Raw genomic sequence first — 18,426 nt, 5'->3', positions numbered from 1 at the left:
AATGGTGCAATAACCTGCCCCGCAAGATCTTAGCCTACCACACACCCGATGAATTATATGAAAGAAGATTAGATTGCATCTATCAGATCAAGTAGGGTGTTCAACTTAAAATTGCAATTTTCGAAAAAAATAAGAAGACTAAATATTTAGTCTTCCTATCTTATTGTCAATTTATTGCTTAAAACTTGGTTTCCTTGATGTCATCTTCTGGGCGGTGGTCTTGAAGCCGTATCAGCTGCCAATTTTGCTTGCCACTGGCAATGGTGGTAAGGTCGATAATCAACTTGCTATTTTCAAAAGCAAAGGCCGGTTCAGTCCTGTTTTCAACCATTTCAATGCGGTTGGGTGCTTGCTTGAGGCCAGTAACAATTACTTGTTGTGGCAGCGGCTTTTTCAGGAAAAGGTATTTTTGGTAGTGCATGTGGCGGTTTTGCAAGATAAAGCCGCAGTCAGTACTAAGGTTGCATGGCTCATTTTCATTAAGGGCGTGGCCAAACAAGTGCATCCATTGGTTGACTTGGTCAAGCATTGCAGCATTTTCTTGGGTCAAGTTGCCTTTAGCATCCAGAGCAATGTCAATGTAGGTGCTTTTACCATCTCGGCGGTTTTCAATGATTTGGTCAATGGCGTTGTCAGCTGTCAAGACAAGGCCAGTTTGTGGGTTAACTTGCGCAATGATGTACTTGCTGCAAGCCTGGGCAAACTCTTCTTGCTGGCTGTCTGCTGCGACAGCCCGGGCACCAATATTGCGGGCAGTCTTAACTAAAAAGTCAACATCTACATCTTTTGCTGCTTTTAGTTTAAAATTTAGGATGATGGCAAAGTCAGGATTCATTAGTTCTCTCTCCTCAATACATATAGTATTAAGTTTAACGCAAAAGGTGGCAATTAAGAAAGATGAAAATTATTATCTCACCCGCAATGAAGATGAAGGTTGACCATGAGTCATTTCCCGCTCGCTCGCAGCCGCAGTTTAGCGCACAAGCCAGTGAATTAGCAGCCTTTCTCAAGCAGTGCAGTCTAAGCGAATTGAAGCAAATTTGGCAGTCAAGTGACCGTACAACAAAGGAAGGGCAGGGACAAATTCAAACACTTGACCTTGAGCAAAAGACAAACCTTACCCCAGCAATTATTTCTTATTCGGGCATTCAATACCAGTATATGGCGCCAGACCTGTTTACAAGTCCGGCACTTGATTACCTGCAAGAAAATGTCCGTATCTTGTCTGGCCTGTACGGCGTTTTGCGTCCCTTTGACGGCGTGTGGCCCTACCGCTTAGAAATGAAAAACAAGGTGCAGGGTTTTACGCAACCTAACTTGTATAAATTTTGGGGAAGCACGATAGCAGATAACCTTTTTAGCGCAGATAATGTGGTGATTAACCTTGCTTCACAAGAATATTCCCGCAATGTTGCTCCTTATGTCAATGACCAGCACCAGATGATCAACATTGTTTTTCAAGAAGAAAAAAATGGCAAGTGGAAGACGGTCGGCGTCCATGCCAAGATGGCACGTGGTGAAATGGTTCGTTTTATTGCCGAAGGGCAGCTGACCCAGCCGGAACAGCTGCAGGACTTTACCGACTTTGGCTTTGAATATAGTCCAACAGACAGCAGTTCTAACACCTATGTTTTCAAAACAAAGTTTGATTTCAAGCGTCGCTAGCTAATACAACTGTTATACTGGCATTAGCAGAAAATAGATGAAAGGTGAAGTTTACAATGGAAATTGTTTTTGTCCGCCATGGTCAGACTGATTTGAATAAGACTAACCGTATCCAAGGTGCCCTGTTCGATCATGATTTGGATGATGCAGGTCGGACGGTTGCTCAAGCAGCTGCAGCTAATTTTGATCCCGCGCCCTTTGACTTCGTGTTCTCTAGTCCTATGAAACGTGCATTAACAACGGCGCAGATTTTTACCAAGGGCCAGAAAAAAATCACCATCGACCAGCGGCTATTAGAGTTTAACTTTGGTGAGTGGGACGGGCAGTACCTTAAAGAACTGGGGCGCAAATACCCTGATGCAGTTGATCCATGGGGTAAAGCAGATGCAAATTACGTTAAGTATGCACCTAGCGGTGAAACTTTTGCTGAACTTGACCACCGCTGCGGCGACTTTCTTGCTGATCTTCTGCAAAATCATCCCAAACAGCAAGTCCTAGTAGTTTGTCACGGCACCTTGATTCGCATGATGTTTGCTCATTTGTTTGCGGATGGCGATATGAACTTCTTTGAGACGATGGATAATTGCGCTACGGCAAAGGTTGCTTACCGTGCAGGCATTTGGCGCATCAATTACTATAACCGCGTTTTAACCTTTTAATAATATGCTAAAGCTCTTAATTAAGGGCTTTTTTTGTGGGAAAAATAGCTGACCAAGATTAGGGGGCACCAATCCTAAAAAAGATTTTTCGTTTGACGGTCCGTTTTGCAAGTAGTATCATTTTTAAAAGTGACGCGGTGTCACTTATTAATGAAAGAGGGTGTGGGCGAAATGGTCAAAGCAACTTTTAATAACTTGCCGGCAAAGAAAAAAGAGTTGGTCCAGCAGGCTTTATTGCATGAATTCAGTGATTATCCGCTGCAAAAAGCTCAAGTTGCAAGAATTGTCAAAGATGCAGGAATTGCTCGTGGAGCTTTTTACAAGTACTTTGAAGATTTAACTGATGCATACCGCTACCTTTACCAGCAAGCGATGCAGGAAATACATGCAGGCATTAGACAGCAGGCTGATTTTGACGCGCAGGTTTATTACCAGGCTGTAGTCGGTTTTATTGAGCAGACTCAGTCGAGTAAGTATGCGCAACTAATCAGAATGCATGTGCTGTTTAATGAAAATCTAGTTGCACAGCCATTTTCGCCAGTCACGCTAAGCAAGTTGAATCCGCAAACCTGGAGCGCAATGGTTCTCAGTCATGCAGCGATTCACCAAGTTCTTGAGGATCCAGGGCAAAAAGAAGCAGTATTGCTGCGCTTTAAGGCAGGACTTGAGTTGTTGGAAAAGGGAGTAAATTAGTGTTTTTAGCAATTAAAGAAATTAAACGAGAAAAATTGCGTTATGGTCTGATTATTTTGATGATTTTTCTGATCAGCTACTTGATTTTTGTGTTGTCATCGCTGGCAGTTGGGCTAGCAAGTGAAAATACGCAGGCGCTTGAATCCTGGAATGCCAAACGAGTAGTCCTGAACAAGAACGCTAATGTCAATATGAGCCAGTCGGTTTTGACTAAAAGTGACTTGAAAGATGCCACAATAAGCGAGGATGAGGCACTGGTTGGTCAAACTCCTGTGGTTGTCAAGGATAAGCAGCGGCCTCAGGTTTCAGCGCAGTTCATTGGAATTAAAAAGTCCCAGTTCATCTACCGCGGGTTGAACTTGCTTTCAGGTAGAAAAGCTAAAGCAAGCAATGAGATTGTGGTTGACCAGGCTTTTAAAATTAAGGGCTACAAGCTTGGTGACCAGTTGGAACTAAATGGCTTGAACAAGAAATTCCAGATAGTTGGTTTTGCTAAAAATGCCAAAATAAATATTGCACCAATTATTTATGGCACGCTTGTAACTTGGAAGAGGCTGCGTCAAGGGATGCCAGAAATGCGTGCATCGGCGATTATTTCCCGCCAAGCTAACTTCAGCTATAACCATGAAAACAGCAAGACGTACCCCATCAAGACATTTATCAGCAAGTTGCCAGGCTATACCGCCCAGAACATGACATTCCAACTGATGATTGGCTTTCTCTTTGTGATTTCCTTAATTATCATTGCGGTCTTTTTGTATATTTTGACTATTCAAAAGATGCATAATTATGCGGTTATGCGTGCACAAGGGATTCATAGCAGCACCCTAATCAAGGCCACTATTGATCAATCTATTATCTTAGTTGTTTGTGGTGTAGTGATCGGACTTGTGGCAATGCTGGCGACTGCTAAGGTTCTTCCTGCAGCAGTTCCAATGAGTTTTACACCCCAGATCATGATCAGTGGCACAGTTGGCTTGCTCGTAACGGGTATTATTGGCAGCCTGATTCCGGTCAGGTCAATTCTGAAAGTAGACCCAGCACAAGCGATAGGAGAATAAGATGGCAATTATTGAATTAAAGTATGTCCAAAAGATTTACGGCAAGGGTGCAACTGAAGTGGCTGCACTTAAGAAGATTGACTTTAAGGCTAATAAGGGTGAAGTTGTTCTCATCATGGGACCATCTGGTGCTGGTAAAAGCACATTCTTAACAATAGCTGGTTCACTGCAAAAGCCAACTTCAGGACAGGTATTGATTAACAACCAAAATATTGCCCAGCTTTCCAGCAGAGAAAATAATAATTTGCGCTTAAATCATATTGGTTTTGTCCTACAGTCTTACAACCTTGTTCCCTTTTTAACGGTGAAGGAGCAGTTCGAACTAGTGGACCATGTCAAAAAAAGTTGTAATATTAATAAAGCTGTCTTACAAAAGCTGCTTGAGCGACTCGGCATTACGGCGCTCGTCAATAAGTATCCCAGTGAACTATCTGGCGGTCAGCAACAGCGTGCTGCGATTGCTCGTGCGCTTTATGCTAATCCAGAAGTTCTGCTAGCGGATGAACCGACTGCTTCGCTTGATAGTAAAAATGTTAACGAAGTAGGCAAGCTCTTTAAGGATTTGGCTAAAGACTACCAAAAGGCGGTTATTCTGGTAACTCATGATCCGCGACTCGAAAAATATGCTGACCACATTTATAAAATGATGGATGGTGAAATGGCCAAGCAAAAGTAGTCGAGGACGGTTTGAGCAGAATCGCCTAATAATTAAAGATGTTAATTAGAAGTGATGTTATTGTGCTAAACACAAATACAGCACTTTTTCTGTGTACGTACAAGTTATTTGAAAAATGGTGGGTAAGCTGGTTAAAATAACGGAAATCATTAGGGCTAAAAGCTTTAACCCTTGACAAAGGGCTTTTTGGTTTACTATTATAATACTAGATAACTGGCATTAGATAACTTGCAATGATTGTTAAAAATTGTACAATTATTAATTAATACAGAAAGTTGGTATTTTTATTTACTTTTTGGTGGTTGAGTAATTGTTGGATGGGCACTAATCATATGTGCATATGTTATTGATTTTTATCTTTTTATTTAAACTATATAAAGATAGCTTAGGTTGGCAAAATGTTTTTAAGTTGAGGTATAACAATGAATGAAATTCCAAATGATAAATCAATTGAATTATCAACCGATTATCAAAATAATAGTATAAACATGAACTTTTCTGATGACTTAACTGATGATAGTGAACGCGGCTATATCTTGTCCGCTGCTTTCTTGTCTTTTTGTGCATCGCAAGGGTTAAGTAAAGCTGAAGTGACGGACATGGTTTCGTCTTATTACGATGAATTTCTAGACAGTAACGCCTAGCGGTAGGTAACCAAGATGGCAAGAAAAAAAGAAATTGGCAGAAATAAGATTTTAAACATAGCTTATAAAATGGTTGTCAGGGATGGAATTGAGAGTCTGACTGCCCGTAGCATTGCTAAGGCAGGACACTTTTCAACGCAACCTTTGTACCTTGAATTTAACAATATGAGTGAGCTGCGTAAGGAAGTATTGCATAAGATTGTTGAGAACTTGAAAACTAATATCCTTCAAGTTGAACATACGGGTAAGCCGCTAATTGATGTTGACTTATCTTATATTGAATTTGCCCAGGATCATGAGAATCTCTTTCGCGCAATGTTCGTTAACGGCAAGTTTGGTAGTGAAATAATTGCCAACACGCTAATTGACCTAGGTGTTGCCAGGTTCAAAGAGCAGTATAAAGATACCAAATACTCTAATGAAAAAATCAAAAATATTGTTATTGCAAATTGGATTACTACGATTGGTATTGCCTCGTTAATTGTGAACAGGATTGCCAAATTTTCTCAGGTGCAGATTGTTAACGTGTTGTCAGCACAAATCAATGATGCGATTATGAATGACTGGTTGAGTAAAACCAGCAAAGTTTCACTATTTGAAACGGATGGCAACAAGAAAAACATCAAAGAATAAGTTAGAAATAGCGGCAGCGATTATACGTTGTCCTTTTTATTTATATAGTCGAAGCGTTCGTTAAGCAAGTTAATATCAAATGAATGTGAAAAATGCTATAATGTGAACAGAAATTAGTTTTCCGAAAGGTGGTTTTTTATGAAAATCCTTGCATTATCTGGCTCAAATGCCAATAATTCATTTAATGAAGCATTGCTTAAGTTTATTTCTAAGCATTTTGCTGATAAATACGACTTTAAACTGGCAACTGTAAAAGGTATTCCAATGTTTAAAGAGGGTGAAAGCATCCCTGAATCTGTTAAGACTCTAGCTCAAGAGATTGAGGCTGCAGATTTGGTATTACTTGGTTCACCAGAACAACAGCACTCAGTGACTAGTGCCATGAGTAGCGCACTTGAATGGCTGTCATGTGACATCCACCCGTTTAAGGGCAAGCCAGTTGTTATTGTTTCAACTTCGCCAATGCCTCAAGGGGCTGCACGTTCACAAAGTCGGTTGAAGAGCTTATTGACGGCTCCTGGCTTTGGTGCTGATGTCTTTAATGGTGATGAATTTATGATGGGTACCGCACCGGCACAATTTGATGACAATGGCGACTTGAAAGACAAGTCTACTGTTGAATTCTTGGGCCACTTCTTTGATGAAGTTGACGAGTGGTATGCGCAAGTTACTAAGTAAGGGGGACCAAGAATGAAATTATTAACAATTGTTGGTACAAATGCACCTTTCTCATATAATCGCTTCTTAGCACAATTTATTGCTAAGCATTGTGGTGACAAGGCAGACATTGAAGTAAAAGAAATTGACAAGTTGACTCCATTTTGCAGGACGCAAATGGCTGACGACTCAATCAAGGCTTGGATTGAAGATATTAAGAGTGCTGACGGCATTATTATCACAACGCCTGAATATGACCACACTATTCCAGCTGCTTTAAAGAGCAGTCTTGAATGGCTTGGTTCACACGCTGGCCCGAATGTGATGAAGATGAAGCCAGTTGCTGTTTTAGGTGCTTCCTTTGGTGGACAAGGTACTAGCCGTGCCCAAGAAGATATCCGTGAAATTTTACTTTCACCTGATATGAGTGCCAATGTGTTGCCAGGCAACGAAGTTTTGATTGGTCAAGCCCCATCTAAGTTTGACAAAGAAACTGGTGAACTCACTGATGAAGCAACTATCAAGCAAGTAGAAGGCTTGGTTGACACCTTCATCAAGTTTGTGAAACAAGCAAATAAATAAATTTTTGCTAGATTGACTAGCAGAGAGTAAAATAGCCGGATAGGAACAACTGTCCGGCTATTTTTATTTTTAGAAAGGATCTCCTATGTCTGCTCCTCTTGTCTTACCGGTAAAATCAGTACGCAATCCACGCGACTTAGGCGGGTATTGTGGTTTTGACGGCCGCAAAATTAAGTGTCATCGCTTGTTGCGGACTGGCAATATTAGTGCGATAACGCCTGAAGATGAGCAGTTCTTGCTTGCTTATGGCTTAAATAAAATTATCGACCTGCGTTCACCAGCTGAGTGCCGGAATAATCCTGATAAGCTTATCGCAGGAGTGACCCATTACGAGTACCCTCTGTCAGTTGAAGAAAATACTGGCGGCCATGGCTTAGACATGCAGGAAGAGTTTGCTGCATACCGGCGCGACCAGTATGCAGGCTTGCGCATGATGTGCAAGCGGTATAACCGACACATTCTTTCTAAGGATTCCCAAGAAAGTTTTCACAAGATTCTGGCATTGCTGGCTGAATCATCTGGCGGGGCAGTTCTCTACCATTGTTCAGAAGGGAAGGACCGCACCGGGCTAGTTACAGTTATCCTTCTTTACGTCTTGGGCGTAGACATGGAAACAATCAGGCGCGACTACTTGTATTCTAACTGTATGCTTAGTGACTACCGGGCAGTGCGTGATCGCCGTTTTAAAAAAGCGGGTGAAAACGACCGTTTTCGGGCCAACATGCGCGTTCTGGGATCAGTGGCCAATGTCTTTTTGGATACCAGTCTTATTACGATTAATGAAAACTTTGGTGGCCTTGACGCATATATTGCGAATGAATTAGCTATTGATCAAGGTCTGCAAGAAGTATTAAGAGAAAAATATTTAGAAAATTAGGAATTAATAACATGATTGAAAATTTAGCTTTAGAACAAGAAGTCGGTCAACACCATGCCTTGGGCACAACAATTACCCTGCAGGTTTTTGGTGCTCAAGACAAACGTGTAATTGAAGAGTCTTTTGACTTGATTGACCACTATGAAGACTTACTGACGGTTAACCGTGATCATTCTGAAGTAATGGACGTCAACCACGCTGCTGGTAAAAAAGCCGTCCAGCTTTCCAGCGGCACCTATAGCTTGGTTAAGCTAGCAGTTAAGGAGAGCCGGGCTAACTTTGGTTTTAATGCACTGATTGGGCCCCTGGTCAAACTATGGTCAATTGGCTTCAAGGACGCCCATGTGCCAACTGATGAGCAAATCAAGGAAAAAATGAAGCTCATTGACCCTTTCAAAGTCGAATTAAATGATCAAAACCAGTCTGTCTTCTTGAAGGAAAAAGGTATGGAACTGGACTTGGGCGGTATTGCCAAGGGCTGGATTGCAGACCGCATTCGTGACTTTTGGCGTGCATACGGTGTACAGTCAGGAATTATCAACCTGGGTGGTAACGTGTTGCTGGTAGGTGATTCACCTAAAAGAAAAAGCGGTCAGTGGACAATCGGGGTACAGGATCCCAAAGAACCGCGTGGCAAAAACATTGCCTCTGTGATGGTAGGACAGTGCTCAGCTGTTACTAGTGGGACCTATGAGCGCTACTTAGTTGTCGATGGGCACAAGTACCACCACCTAATTGACCCTCGCACGGGCTATCCGGTGGAAACCGACTTGGCGGGCGTAACCACCTTTACCAAAGATTCGGTCGAAGCCGAGATTGAATGTAAGCGGCTGTTTTTTGCTGGGCATCCACTACCTAATTGGCATGATGATCCAGACCGTTTGGGTGCCGTCTTTGTGTATAATGATGAGCGTGTCGAATACGATAACTTTTAAAGACTATTAGGCCAACCGGGCAAGGAGCTCAGTTGGTCTTTTTATTTTTTGTGATATGTAAGCGCTTGCTTTTTTTATGTATATTATGCTATATTTTATATAGGCAATATATGGGTTAGTAAATCAGGAGGCGAATTACATGTTTAAAAAGATATTGTCAATCGCTACTATAGTTACTTCTTTAGGACTTACTGGCACAGCCACCACTACACTAGCACAAAATGTTGGTGGTGGCATATGGAACTATGGAATAGGTTGGAGTGGTATATTTGGCTATTCCGATTATCTTCACACTGCTCGTAGACATGGTTCGGCGGTTGGAACCAGTAAAAGTAATCGGAATAAGGCTGTTGCTAGAGCTGGAAATTGGTCTCAAGCAACGTATACCAAAATTCCGGCTACAGGGCTAAATTATTGGTGGAGTTATGAATAATAACAAATAACTAATTAATTTCCTTTATTGCCTACTACTCTTGCATACGCAATTATTTAGAAAAATTTTCTTTTCTAAAAGTATGCAAGAGTTTTTACTGATATACACAATAATACTATTTTATTTACTAATATTATTACAACTGAAAGGAAGTGATCTTATCAAAAAAGTAGTTAGCCTATTCTTGGTAATGATGACCGTTCTGGCGGGTCTATTGGTAATCAACATTTACCAAACTAAGGACCAAGATCGGATTGAGAAAATAGAGGAGACATCAAACTCGTTTAAGGTGTACTTGTCTAATAGTCCACGCACGGCAGACGAGACGTTGCCCTTTTTTAAGCGCATGGCTGGCAGGTATGGCTTGACGATGATCAAGACCGATTATGGCGGGGAAACCGTAATCAAGTCGGCTGTAGCCAACAAGGCCAGCTTCCCCTATTATGAATTCTTCGCCCGAAATAAGAAGTTTAATCTCTTTCCCAACAAGAAGACTACGTATGTACATGGCAGGGATATCCCCGTGTTCTGGAAAAGCGAGCGTATCAGGCTGCAGAGCCTCGACAAGTTTTGGGGCAAGGATAACAAGTCCGTGAACGGCGTCTACACGGTTATCGGAAGCTCGAGGCACCGCAGGGCAGTTGTGCGCAAATTAGCTGCATTTTTTAATACGAATGAGAAGGACCTATTGACGCCCAAAGTGTTTTCCAAAAAGGAGTATGTTAATAGGACGCTGATGATTTATCTGGCCTTGTTCCTAATACTGGCTGTGCTAACAGTCCTCGCCACCTTTTCGATACCACTGACAAGCGTTAAGCAAATCGGCGTGTACAAACTGTTGGGCATGTCTAACTTGGACGTGGTAGGGAAGCTGTTCACGTTGCCGCTTGTGTCCCTACTTGGAGCTAGCTTGCTTTTTGATATCGGAATCAGATTGTTTTTCGCTTACTGGCCAGCTGGCTTTGCCAAGTGGGTGCTAGTTAGCCAGCTGGCTGTCGTCATGATTTTTGCCCTGTCTATTCTCATCGCACTTGCCCTGATTAGGAGTATTCGAATCATTACGCTGCTAAAGCAGGGCATCAACTTCAACCTGGGCATGGCTATCACACTAGTAATCAAGATTGCCACGGTAGTATTGACCACAGTATTGCTAATAGGCGGATTGGTTAATATTAAGGAAATCAATGAAAAAAACAGACAATACGACAGGGTGGCCCGCTTGGGCAGCTACCTGACGGCGGAACGAACTAGTCTTGTTTCTGCCGAAACCATTAGAAACGACGATGTCCATAATGGCAAGAATGAGGCCAAGATAGGACGCTTCTTTAATGACCTGGAAAAAAGGAGCAATGCCTATTTTGTGTCCGGTGCAATCACTAACCCGCAAAGGAACCTGGCTCGCTTCAAGGTTGCTGGCAGCTTTGCCCCAAAGGACAGTTACCAGATGGTGCGGATTAATCGAAACTACCTTAAGCGTCTTGGTCTAAATGCATCTGCGGGGCTGAAAAACACATTCTACGTGCCGATTGAAATGAGGAAGGATCATGACAAGGTAACTAAACTGACTAAACTACTTGTCCTTGACCGGTCAGACAAGTCGGAAAAAGACTTGGCAAAAACACAGGTAAATATTGTGTACTATCGGTCTGCGCCAGCGACTCCGGTTTATCTCAATGAACAGCTTAAGCTTTTTAAGCGGCCAATCTATGAATTGATTGATTCGGACCACCTGGATCACTGGAGTGAACTACAGCTGTCCGCTTCGGGTCTGATTAATCCCATCAGAATCAAAAATAACCGGCATAACCGGGCGCTGATTAAGCGTTTAGGCCGGGCTGAATACATGCGGGGCATCCGGATAAAGTTCGCAACGGCAGCTTCGCTTGCCAATGATCTTACTATTACATATCGCTTGGGCCTGCTGCTTTCACTGACTCTGCTAGGAGTTACCTTTACGATCTCACTGGTCGTTTCGGCCTTCAGCGCGGTCCTCTATTTCAGAACCAATGAGCGGAAGTTATCGATTTTGCGCCTGCTGGGCTTTAAGGTCATTGACCGTTACAGCATGGCTATCATCCTCTTATTAAGCCTATATGCAGTTCAAATCGGCGTAGCCTGCTTTTGGGGCAAGAGCACTGGGGCATTGCTGGTTGGTGTACTGTTAGCAGGGGTTGACCTATTGGTGACGCTGATCATCTTTATCGGCCAGGAAAACCAGAATATTGTTCAAGTATTGAAGGGCGGGTGAGACAATGATTGAAATCCACAATTTAACCAAATCCTTTGGACGCAAGAACGTCTTTCAGAATTTGAATTTAGAAGTCAAGGACAAAGAGATGGTAGCCATTATGGGTGCCAGTGGCAGTGGCAAGTCGACTTTATTAAACATCCTTGGATTAATTGATAGCTTTGATTCTGGCAGCTATATTTTCGACGGGCAAAGTAACATTAAGCCCAACAGCAGGCAGGCAAACCGGCAGATTCGCAATAAGATTAATTACATCTTTCAAAACTTTGCTCTGATCGATAATCAGACCGTTGCCCAAAATCTGGTCTTGGCGCAGAAATATGTTAGGAAGGACAAAGCGGCTAAGATAAGGCAGATTGACGAGACGCTCAGGCGGGTTGGTCTTGAAGATTATAAGGACAGCAAGGTTTATGAGCTTTCTGGTGGCCAGCAGCAATGGGTTGCTGTCGCCCGGGCCGTAATTAAACCCAGCCAGTTAATTCTGGCGGATGAGCCGACCGGGTCGCTGGACGAGCAGAACCGCGACATTATTATGAAGGAATTAAGACAGCTAAACATGATGGGCAAGACGCTGGTGATTGTTACACATGATCCCGTGGTGGCTGGCTATTGTTCCAAGGTAATTGAATTATAAAAAAGACGCCCAAGTTTAAATTTTGAAGTTAACCCTCTAGATTGGACTCAAATTCATCTGGAGGGTTTTATTATGGTTAAATTTACCGTTGAACAAAAATTACAGGCACTTAACATGCTTAAAGAAAGCTATAGCAGCCGCTCTGTAGCTGCAACTATTTCCCGCAAAGTTTTATGGCATACGGATAAAAGCTGGATATGTCTTTCAATGACAAATGCACACAAAGGATAGTATTTAAAGCTCCCATGGACGATGCCCCAAAATTTTGATCAACAGTTGAAACTAACCATTGCATTATTTTCGAAGAAATAGTTCCAATAAAGATTCCTAAAAAAGCAAAACGATAATGAAGAAAAGCGATTCTCTTCTCCTTAGCAGTATTAGCTTTATCAAAGACTAATTCCTGGTTAGTTCTAAATTTGCGCAATTATTTTTGACTAATTATTGGTAGTCGGAAATGACTTGGTTTTCTTCTATGCGATTTTTTGGCGGAAAAATGCGGCCTGCGAAAGCCTCTTTCACGTCAGGAAGGTTGGACTAGGCTACTACGCATCCCACCCAGAAAGGCGCTGCAGGAAGTCATGGAAAAGTGGATTAAATACTACAGTCAAACTAGCATCAGACACACGCTAAAAGGCCGCACTCCAATTGAATATCGGAATACGGCCTTAGCGAATATAAATTAATGTTAACGTCTAATTCTAGGGGTTAACTTCATTTTGAGTCATTTTATTTAATAGTCAGCGCCTTGTGGCAAAATTCTGCTTGAATGGCTGACTTGGGCACCCAGGCAATGGCGCCGTGGTCATACTTCATGTTCTTGCCGCCAGTTCCAGCGCCATCTGTTGCAGAATAGTAGAGCGGGTCATAAACACGGAACTTTCCCTTTTTATAACCAGTAATAACCTTACAGTGGTTGCGGTTATAGTCGCCTGGTTTTTGGTAGGAGGAAAAGCCATAATATAGAACGGGCTTGCCAGCTTGAACATACATCTTCATGTCGTTGACAGTTAACTTCTTACCAGAAACGTTAATAACCTTCTTACCCCTCTTAAAGGTGCGGGCATACTTGGCTAAGGCACCGGGACTGATCACATAGCCAAAGCCGACTCCAGTATAAACATTGCCCTTTTGTCCGCCCTTGGTAGGCTGCATTGGCAGATTGTTCTGGATCTTTTTGAGCAAGTTAGTGGTAATCTTTTGTCCCTGTGAACCTAGCAGCATGGCCATTGAAGCCCCGGCACAGCCCCACGGGGTCTTGACGGGCGTGTATTGACTTACGTATGGATCGTCAACTAGTTTAGCTTGGTTGGGCTTGGCCACAGCCTTTTGGTTAATGTAGCCAATTGCCGAGTGTCCTTTTTTGTTGAGCCAGTAGTATTTTTTACCGTTGTGGGTAAAGGTGTGGTTAACGTTGAAAGTTTGGTGGAAGTACTTTTTGGCACCCTGCTTGTTTGCAAAGTTTCCTTGGTAGATACCATAGTTCTTTTTGACAACTGCTACCTTGAAGGTCTTTACCTTCTTGCTTTGGTCTTTTAAACCAGTTTCCAGGTTCTGTTTTGGCTGACTGCTTGTATCGGCACTGGCAACTGAACTAAGGGTGCTGGTGCAAATTGGTGCTGCTAGTGCGATAGCGGCAGCGACGGTCACAAATTTCTTTAGTGCAAATTTTCTTTTCACATTGTCCTCCCATGAATTCATAAATGGTCTAATTACATGAACAGTATACTACAAAGCTATCTAGCAGTCTATTAAGCCCAAGTTTAGACAGGTGATAGAGCAATTACGCGGGCGAGTTGCCAATGCTGGCCTTATGCAGTTGTCCGACTAATACTGAAGATGCTGTTGAACAACCCGTTGGACAAACCCGGTGTACTGTAAATAATAAAACGCAAGAAAGAAGAATCAAGTGTTTGCTGGATGAACCACGGATTTTGCAGAGCATTAAGCATTGAAAGAATGATATAAATAAAAAAATAACTGGCAAAAAAAGACACAATCGCCCCCAAGACGCCATTTAAGATAGTGCCAAAGTTCGTTGTATGGGGATTCTTCGTGGGCAGCCAAGATTTGAACATCTTGGTAACCAATTTGCCCACAAATAAAATAATAAAAAAGGCCAAAAAGCGAAAGAGCATCAAGTTGGCCCCTGGAGTTAGCGTAGTTTGAATATTTTGCCCGGTGACTTGCCCATAAATAAAGTTGCCAAGCGGATTTTGCAGCAGAATGGCAGCAATAAAAACGATTGCCGCAAAAACCAGGTTAAAAATCAACCGGGTAAAACCAGTCTGGTAACCACGGTAAGTTTTGAGGGCCAGATAGACTAAAACAATTAAGGTAACAATCATGTTTTTCTCCTTTGACAATATTATAGTCTACTTTAAATAATTAGACTTTGACGAGTGTCGAAAAATATTTCATAATTAAGGGGATGTAATGGCTTTACAATAAGCCATTTTTAGCGTTAAATTTAAAGGGTGTGAAACAAGGTTTCACGGGTGAAAAATGAGTCCTGAACAATTTGTCCAAGAATTATCAAAGCGTAATTTTAAATTAACTGACCAGCAAGTCAACCAGTTTAACCAATACTTTACTAGTCTGCTGGCAGAAAATCAGCATGTCAACCTTACGCGGATAACCGAAGAAGGCGAAGTCTATCTGAAGCATTTCTTCGATAGTATCACGCCCCTGCTTGTCTTTAGTGAGGTCTTTAAGCAAGGCAGCAGTTTGTGTGATGTCGGAGCTGGAGCTGGCTTTCCTTCAATTCCCCTCAAGATTTTGCGGCCTGACCTCAAAGTGACCATTGTTGACTCTTTGGGCAAACGTCTAACTTTTTTGCAAAATTTAGTTGACCAGTTAGGCCTAAAAGAAGTTGCGTTAGTTCATGGTCGGGCTGAAGACATTGGGCAAAATAAGCTGTACCGCGAACAATTTGATCTTGTAACGGCGCGTGCGGTGGCCAATATGGCAGTTTTAAGCGAGTATTGCCTGCCGCTAGTTAAATTAGGCAGCTACTTCATTGCGCTTAAAGGCCTCAAAGCTGCCAGTGAACTCGAAAGCGGGCAAAAGGCACTTGCAGTTTTGGGTGGCCAAGTGATGCAGAGTGAAGAACTGCAGCTGCCTGGCAGTGATGAAGAAAGAACGCTGATTCTTGTGCAAAAGATAAAGGCCACACCCAAGAAATATCCACGGCAAGCGGGAACACCGCACCGTAAACCAATTCAGTAAAAAAAGGGAGACGCAATATGTCATTATTTTCTTCTCTAAGGCATCATGATGAAATTCCTAAGGGCAAACAAATACAAGATATAGAACTAAGCAAAATCAAACCTAACTCTTATCAACCACGGCATGAGTTTTCTGACGAGTCAATTCGGGAATTGGCTTCAACGCTTAATCAGGATGGGCTCTTGCAGCCGATTGTGGTGCGTGAGCAAGGGACCGGCTATGAAATTGTTGCAGGCGAGCGCCGCTTTCGGGCGGCCCAACTGCTAACCTGGGAAAAGATTCCAGCAATCATCAACAATATGGATGACAAGCAGGCAGCCTCTCTAGCTTTAATTGAAAACCTGCAGCGCGAGAACCTTAACCCGATTGATGAAGCTCAGGCCTATCACAATTTAATGAAGTTGAATAAACTTACCCAGACAACGCTAGCCAAAAACATTGGCAAGTCCCAGTCTTATGTGGCAAACAAGCTGCGTCTGCTTAAACTAACACCGAAAGTGCAGAGTTATCTGGCAAGTGGGGAGATTTCACCGCGGCATGGGCGCTGCCTGGTTGGTCTGAGTGAGAAGGATCAGAGCCGCGTTTTGGATGAGATTCTTGCCCGCAATTTAAATGTAAGTGATACTGAAAAGATCGTTAAGGATGTTGATAGCTACTTTGCCCATAAAAATGATAGGACCGAGCAAAAAGAGAAAGTGGACAATACTAAGCGAGCCGTAAACCGCATTCCGAAGGACCTGAAGGTGCAGATTAACACAATCAAACATGCTGTTAAACTGGCCAAGGAATCAGGCATCAAGGTTAAAGTTAAGGAAAATAACAGTTCTGATGACTACAGGATTACGATTGAATTAAAAAGAAAGTAGGAAGGCATGGAAAATATGGTAAGTGTAATTTCGGTTGCTAACCAAAAAGGCGGCGTGGGCAAGACCACGACGACCATCAATTTGGCAGCTTCAATTGCTGAACGCGGCTACCGCGTTTTGATTGTCGATATTGACCCGCAAGGAAATGCAACTTCTGGGTTAGGAATTGAAAAAGCGGAAATCAACCAGGACATTTACAGTGTTTTGATTAATGATGTGCCCCTGAAAGACACGGTTTTCCATACTACAACTAATAGGCTGGATCTAGTACCCGCAACAATTAACTTGTCAGGTGCTGAAACCGAGCTGATCAGTATGATGGCCCGGGAGACGCGCTTGAAGATGGCGATTGACACGGTTAGTGGTGACTATGATTTTATCTTTATTGACTGTCCGCCGTCTCTAGGCCAGTTGTCGATTAACGCCTTTACGGCCTCTAACTCGATTCTAATTCCCGTGCAGAGTGAATATTATGCCATGGAAGGGTTGAGCCAATTACTCAACACCATCCGCTTGGTTCAAAAACACTTTAACAAGGACCTAGGCGTTGAAGGAGTTTTGATGACTATGCTGGATGCCCGGACAAATTTGGGTGCAGAAGTGGTCAAGGAGGTGCGGTCGTACTTTGCGGGCAAGGTTTATCAGACCGTTATCCCGCGCATTACCAAGTTGGCCGAAGCTCCCAGTTACGGTGAAACGATTATTGAATATGCGCCTAATTCACGTGGTGCTGAAGTTTATGATGATTTGGCCAAGGAGGTACTGAAGAATCATGGCAAGAGACTCAAGAAGTAAAGAAACAAAGAAAAAGGGCGGCTTGGGCCGCGGCATTGAGGCTCTTTTTGAAGATGAGCCACAGGTTGAAGAGGCTGAAGAAGAAATTCTTGACCTTGACCTTGACGATATCAGACCCAACCCTTACCAACCCCGGAAAAATTTTGATGACAAGACGCTTAAGGAACTTTCTGATTCGATCAAAGAGAATGGTGTCTTCCAACCGATTATTGTGCGCAAGTCTGTTAATGGTTATGAAATCATTGCAGGTGAGCGTCGCTACCGGGCTTCAAAATTAGCCAAAAAGACCACAGTGCCGGCGATTGTCCGTGATTTTAGCGAAAGCCAAATGATGGAGGTGGCAGTCCTAGAAAACCTGCAGCGAGAAGACTTGACTCCGCTGGAAGAAGCTCAGGCATACGAGATGCTGCAAAAGAATCTAGGCCTAACCCAAGAAGAAGTGTCAAAGCGAATGGGCAAGTCCCGTCCTTATATTGCCAACTACTTGCGCCTGCTCTCGCTTCCCAATAAGACCAAGCACCTCTTGCAACACGGTGAACTCTCAATGGGCCAAGCTAGAACGCTTTTGGGCTTGAAGAACAAGGACAAGATCGATGAAGTGGCCAAGCGGGTGGTTAAAGAGGGCATGCCGGTGCGTAAGGTCGAAGCATTGGTTGCCAGTCTCAACTCGAAAAAACCGCAAAAGAAGACGGTGCGCAAGTCCGCCTTTATTCGCGCCAGTGAACACCAGTTGTCCAATAAGTTAGGCTCAAGCGTTAATATTTCTGAAAGCAAGAAGGGCAGTGGCCGTCTGTCGATTGCCTTTACTTCTGTAGATGAACTGAACCGGATTTTAGCAGAGCTAGGTGTTGATCTCGATGAATAAGGATATTTCATATGGTCTGGCTGATACCGTCCTAATGAAAAAGCCGCACGCATGCAAGACCAATAACTGGGAAATTTTGCGTCTAGGTGCAGATATCCGGTTGAAGTGCATGGGCTGTGGCCATATTGTGCTGATGCCTAGGACCAAGTTTGCACATAACTTGAAGAAGGTCTTGACCAAGGCAAATGATCCGGTCAACGGCAAAAATGAATTGTACGTAGCACAGGAAGAAATTGCCCGTCCAGGGTTTAATCAAATTAAGAAGTAGTTTTATA

General features: G+C 42.9%; 23 protein-coding genes. 20 read left to right on the top strand and 3 right to left on the bottom strand.

Annotated elements, in window-relative coordinates; genetic code table 11:
- Positions 1-178: 178 nt before the first annotated feature.
- On the bottom strand, positions 179-835 hold the full coding sequence (locus tag AC2JF7_RS06795) for a hypothetical protein (protein WP_500727935.1): 657 nt from the start codon (positions 833-835) through the stop codon (positions 179-181).
- A 62-nt stretch (positions 836-897) separates the two neighbouring features.
- Here AC2JF7_RS06795 and yaaA point away from each other — a divergent pair, with 62 nt between their 5' ends.
- From yaaA to AC2JF7_RS06720, 15 genes are all read left to right on the top strand, one after another.
- A complete protein-coding gene (gene yaaA / locus AC2JF7_RS06790) occupies positions 898-1,665 on the top strand; it encodes a peroxide stress protein YaaA (RefSeq protein ID WP_500727934.1) in 768 nt (255 codons plus the stop codon).
- Between the two features lie 56 nt (positions 1,666-1,721).
- Complete coding sequence (locus AC2JF7_RS06785) at positions 1,722-2,324, top strand: histidine phosphatase family protein (RefSeq protein WP_500727933.1); 603 nt, start codon at positions 1,722-1,724, stop codon at positions 2,322-2,324.
- 150 nt (positions 2,325-2,474) lie between these two features.
- Complete coding sequence (locus tag AC2JF7_RS06780) at positions 2,475-3,017, top strand: TetR/AcrR family transcriptional regulator (RefSeq protein ID WP_500727932.1); 543 nt, start codon at positions 2,475-2,477, stop codon at positions 3,015-3,017.
- A complete protein-coding gene (locus AC2JF7_RS06775; RefSeq protein WP_500727931.1) occupies positions 3,017-4,078 on the top strand; it encodes an ABC transporter permease in 1,062 nt (353 codons plus the stop codon). The genes AC2JF7_RS06780 and AC2JF7_RS06775 overlap by 1 nt, the downstream gene beginning before the upstream one ends.
- Position 4,079: 1 nt before the next feature.
- Positions 4,080-4,754 carry an ABC transporter ATP-binding protein gene (locus tag AC2JF7_RS06770; RefSeq protein WP_500727930.1) on the top strand — a complete coding sequence of 225 codons (675 nt, stop codon included), beginning with the start codon at positions 4,080-4,082 and terminating at the stop codon, positions 4,752-4,754.
- 422 nt (positions 4,755-5,176) lie between these two features.
- On the top strand, positions 5,177-5,398 hold the full coding sequence (locus AC2JF7_RS06765) for a hypothetical protein (RefSeq protein WP_500727929.1): 222 nt from the start codon (positions 5,177-5,179) through the stop codon (positions 5,396-5,398).
- Between the two features lie 15 nt (positions 5,399-5,413).
- Positions 5,414-6,031 (top strand): TetR/AcrR family transcriptional regulator, encoded by a 618-nt coding sequence (locus tag AC2JF7_RS06760; protein WP_500727928.1) that lies wholly within the window; start codon positions 5,414-5,416, stop codon positions 6,029-6,031.
- Between the two features lie 138 nt (positions 6,032-6,169).
- Positions 6,170-6,709 carry an NADPH-dependent FMN reductase gene (locus AC2JF7_RS06755; protein ID WP_500727927.1) on the top strand — a complete coding sequence of 180 codons (540 nt, stop codon included), beginning with the start codon at positions 6,170-6,172 and terminating at the stop codon, positions 6,707-6,709.
- Between the two features lie 12 nt (positions 6,710-6,721).
- Entirely contained in the window at positions 6,722-7,270 is a 549-nt protein-coding gene (locus AC2JF7_RS06750) for an NADPH-dependent FMN reductase (RefSeq protein ID WP_500727926.1), read from the top strand.
- Between the two features lie 85 nt (positions 7,271-7,355).
- Entirely contained in the window at positions 7,356-8,147 is a 792-nt protein-coding gene (locus AC2JF7_RS06745; protein ID WP_500727925.1) for a tyrosine-protein phosphatase, read from the top strand.
- A gap of 11 nt (positions 8,148-8,158) precedes the next feature.
- Entirely contained in the window at positions 8,159-9,082 is a 924-nt protein-coding gene (locus AC2JF7_RS06740) for an FAD:protein FMN transferase (protein ID WP_500727924.1), read from the top strand.
- 139 nt (positions 9,083-9,221) lie between these two features.
- Complete coding sequence (locus tag AC2JF7_RS06735) at positions 9,222-9,515, top strand: lactococcin 972 family bacteriocin (RefSeq protein WP_500727923.1); 294 nt, start codon at positions 9,222-9,224, stop codon at positions 9,513-9,515.
- Between the two features lie 190 nt (positions 9,516-9,705).
- Positions 9,706-11,763, top strand: a complete 2,058-nt coding sequence (locus tag AC2JF7_RS06730) for a DUF1430 domain-containing protein (protein WP_500727922.1) — start codon at positions 9,706-9,708, stop codon at positions 11,761-11,763.
- 4 nt (positions 11,764-11,767) lie between these two features.
- A complete protein-coding gene (locus tag AC2JF7_RS06725) occupies positions 11,768-12,397 on the top strand; it encodes a putative bacteriocin export ABC transporter (protein ID WP_500727921.1) in 630 nt (209 codons plus the stop codon).
- A gap of 72 nt (positions 12,398-12,469) precedes the next feature.
- Positions 12,470-12,628, top strand: coding sequence for a hypothetical protein (locus AC2JF7_RS06720; protein ID WP_500727920.1), 159 nt, complete (start codon positions 12,470-12,472; stop codon positions 12,626-12,628).
- Positions 12,629-13,126: 498 nt separating this feature from the next.
- On the opposite strand, the gene AC2JF7_RS06715 is transcribed toward AC2JF7_RS06720, so the two are convergent.
- Positions 13,127-14,077, bottom strand: coding sequence for a C39 family peptidase (locus AC2JF7_RS06715; protein ID WP_500727919.1), 951 nt, complete (start codon positions 14,075-14,077; stop codon positions 13,127-13,129).
- A 131-nt stretch (positions 14,078-14,208) separates the two neighbouring features.
- Complete coding sequence (locus AC2JF7_RS06710; protein ID WP_500727918.1) at positions 14,209-14,745, bottom strand: CvpA family protein; 537 nt, start codon at positions 14,743-14,745, stop codon at positions 14,209-14,211.
- 157 nt (positions 14,746-14,902) lie between these two features.
- On the opposite strand from AC2JF7_RS06710, the gene rsmG reads away from it, so the two are divergent.
- From rsmG to AC2JF7_RS06685, 5 genes are read left to right on the top strand one after another with little or no spacing between them, the layout of a single operon-like run.
- Complete coding sequence (gene rsmG, locus AC2JF7_RS06705) at positions 14,903-15,625, top strand: 16S rRNA (guanine(527)-N(7))-methyltransferase RsmG (RefSeq protein WP_500727917.1); 723 nt, start codon at positions 14,903-14,905, stop codon at positions 15,623-15,625.
- A gap of 17 nt (positions 15,626-15,642) precedes the next feature.
- Positions 15,643-16,491, top strand: coding sequence for a nucleoid occlusion protein (noc, locus tag AC2JF7_RS06700; protein ID WP_500727916.1), 849 nt, complete (start codon positions 15,643-15,645; stop codon positions 16,489-16,491).
- Positions 16,492-16,506: 15 nt separating this feature from the next.
- Entirely contained in the window at positions 16,507-17,286 is a 780-nt protein-coding gene (locus tag AC2JF7_RS06695) for a ParA family protein (RefSeq protein ID WP_500727937.1), read from the top strand.
- The gene (locus tag AC2JF7_RS06690; protein ID WP_500727915.1) at positions 17,264-18,151 is read left to right on the top strand and encodes a ParB/RepB/Spo0J family partition protein; all 888 of its coding nucleotides are present in this window, start codon (positions 17,264-17,266) and stop codon (positions 18,149-18,151) included. The genes AC2JF7_RS06695 and AC2JF7_RS06690 overlap by 23 nt, the downstream gene beginning before the upstream one ends.
- On the top strand, positions 18,144-18,419 hold the full coding sequence (locus AC2JF7_RS06685) for a DUF951 domain-containing protein (protein ID WP_500727914.1): 276 nt from the start codon (positions 18,144-18,146) through the stop codon (positions 18,417-18,419). The genes AC2JF7_RS06690 and AC2JF7_RS06685 overlap by 8 nt, the downstream gene beginning before the upstream one ends.
- The last annotated feature ends 7 nt before the right edge of the window (positions 18,420-18,426 follow it).

This window comes from Lactobacillus sp. XV31L (assembly GCF_059900865.1).
This window is presented reverse-complemented; position numbering and strand designations above follow the sequence as displayed.

Coding starts and splice junctions, on each gene's coding strand:
- AC2JF7_RS06795 (WP_500727935.1), bottom strand. CDS start 835: ATGAATCCTGACTTTGCCATCATCCTAAATTTTAAACTAAAAGCAGCA.
- yaaA (WP_500727934.1), top strand. CDS start 898: ATGAAAATTATTATCTCACCCGCAATGAAGATGAAGGTTGACCATGAG.
- AC2JF7_RS06785 (WP_500727933.1), top strand. CDS start 1,722: ATGGAAATTGTTTTTGTCCGCCATGGTCAGACTGATTTGAATAAGACT.
- AC2JF7_RS06780 (WP_500727932.1), top strand. CDS start 2,475: ATGAAAGAGGGTGTGGGCGAAATGGTCAAAGCAACTTTTAATAACTTG.
- AC2JF7_RS06770 (WP_500727930.1), top strand. CDS start 4,080: ATGGCAATTATTGAATTAAAGTATGTCCAAAAGATTTACGGCAAGGGT.
- AC2JF7_RS06765 (WP_500727929.1), top strand. CDS start 5,177: ATGAATGAAATTCCAAATGATAAATCAATTGAATTATCAACCGATTAT.
- AC2JF7_RS06760 (WP_500727928.1), top strand. CDS start 5,414: ATGGCAAGAAAAAAAGAAATTGGCAGAAATAAGATTTTAAACATAGCT.
- AC2JF7_RS06755 (WP_500727927.1), top strand. CDS start 6,170: ATGAAAATCCTTGCATTATCTGGCTCAAATGCCAATAATTCATTTAAT.
- AC2JF7_RS06750 (WP_500727926.1), top strand. CDS start 6,722: ATGAAATTATTAACAATTGTTGGTACAAATGCACCTTTCTCATATAAT.
- AC2JF7_RS06745 (WP_500727925.1), top strand. CDS start 7,356: ATGTCTGCTCCTCTTGTCTTACCGGTAAAATCAGTACGCAATCCACGC.
- AC2JF7_RS06740 (WP_500727924.1), top strand. CDS start 8,159: ATGATTGAAAATTTAGCTTTAGAACAAGAAGTCGGTCAACACCATGCC.
- AC2JF7_RS06735 (WP_500727923.1), top strand. CDS start 9,222: ATGTTTAAAAAGATATTGTCAATCGCTACTATAGTTACTTCTTTAGGA.
- AC2JF7_RS06730 (WP_500727922.1), top strand. CDS start 9,706: ATGATGACCGTTCTGGCGGGTCTATTGGTAATCAACATTTACCAAACT.
- AC2JF7_RS06725 (WP_500727921.1), top strand. CDS start 11,768: ATGATTGAAATCCACAATTTAACCAAATCCTTTGGACGCAAGAACGTC.
- AC2JF7_RS06720 (WP_500727920.1), top strand. CDS start 12,470: ATGGTTAAATTTACCGTTGAACAAAAATTACAGGCACTTAACATGCTT.
- AC2JF7_RS06710 (WP_500727918.1), bottom strand. CDS start 14,745: ATGATTGTTACCTTAATTGTTTTAGTCTATCTGGCCCTCAAAACTTAC.
- rsmG (WP_500727917.1), top strand. CDS start 14,903: ATGAGTCCTGAACAATTTGTCCAAGAATTATCAAAGCGTAATTTTAAA.
- noc (WP_500727916.1), top strand. CDS start 15,643: ATGTCATTATTTTCTTCTCTAAGGCATCATGATGAAATTCCTAAGGGC.
- AC2JF7_RS06695 (WP_500727937.1), top strand. CDS start 16,507: ATGGTAAGTGTAATTTCGGTTGCTAACCAAAAAGGCGGCGTGGGCAAG.
- AC2JF7_RS06690 (WP_500727915.1), top strand. CDS start 17,264: ATGGCAAGAGACTCAAGAAGTAAAGAAACAAAGAAAAAGGGCGGCTTG.
- AC2JF7_RS06685 (WP_500727914.1), top strand. CDS start 18,144: ATGAATAAGGATATTTCATATGGTCTGGCTGATACCGTCCTAATGAAA.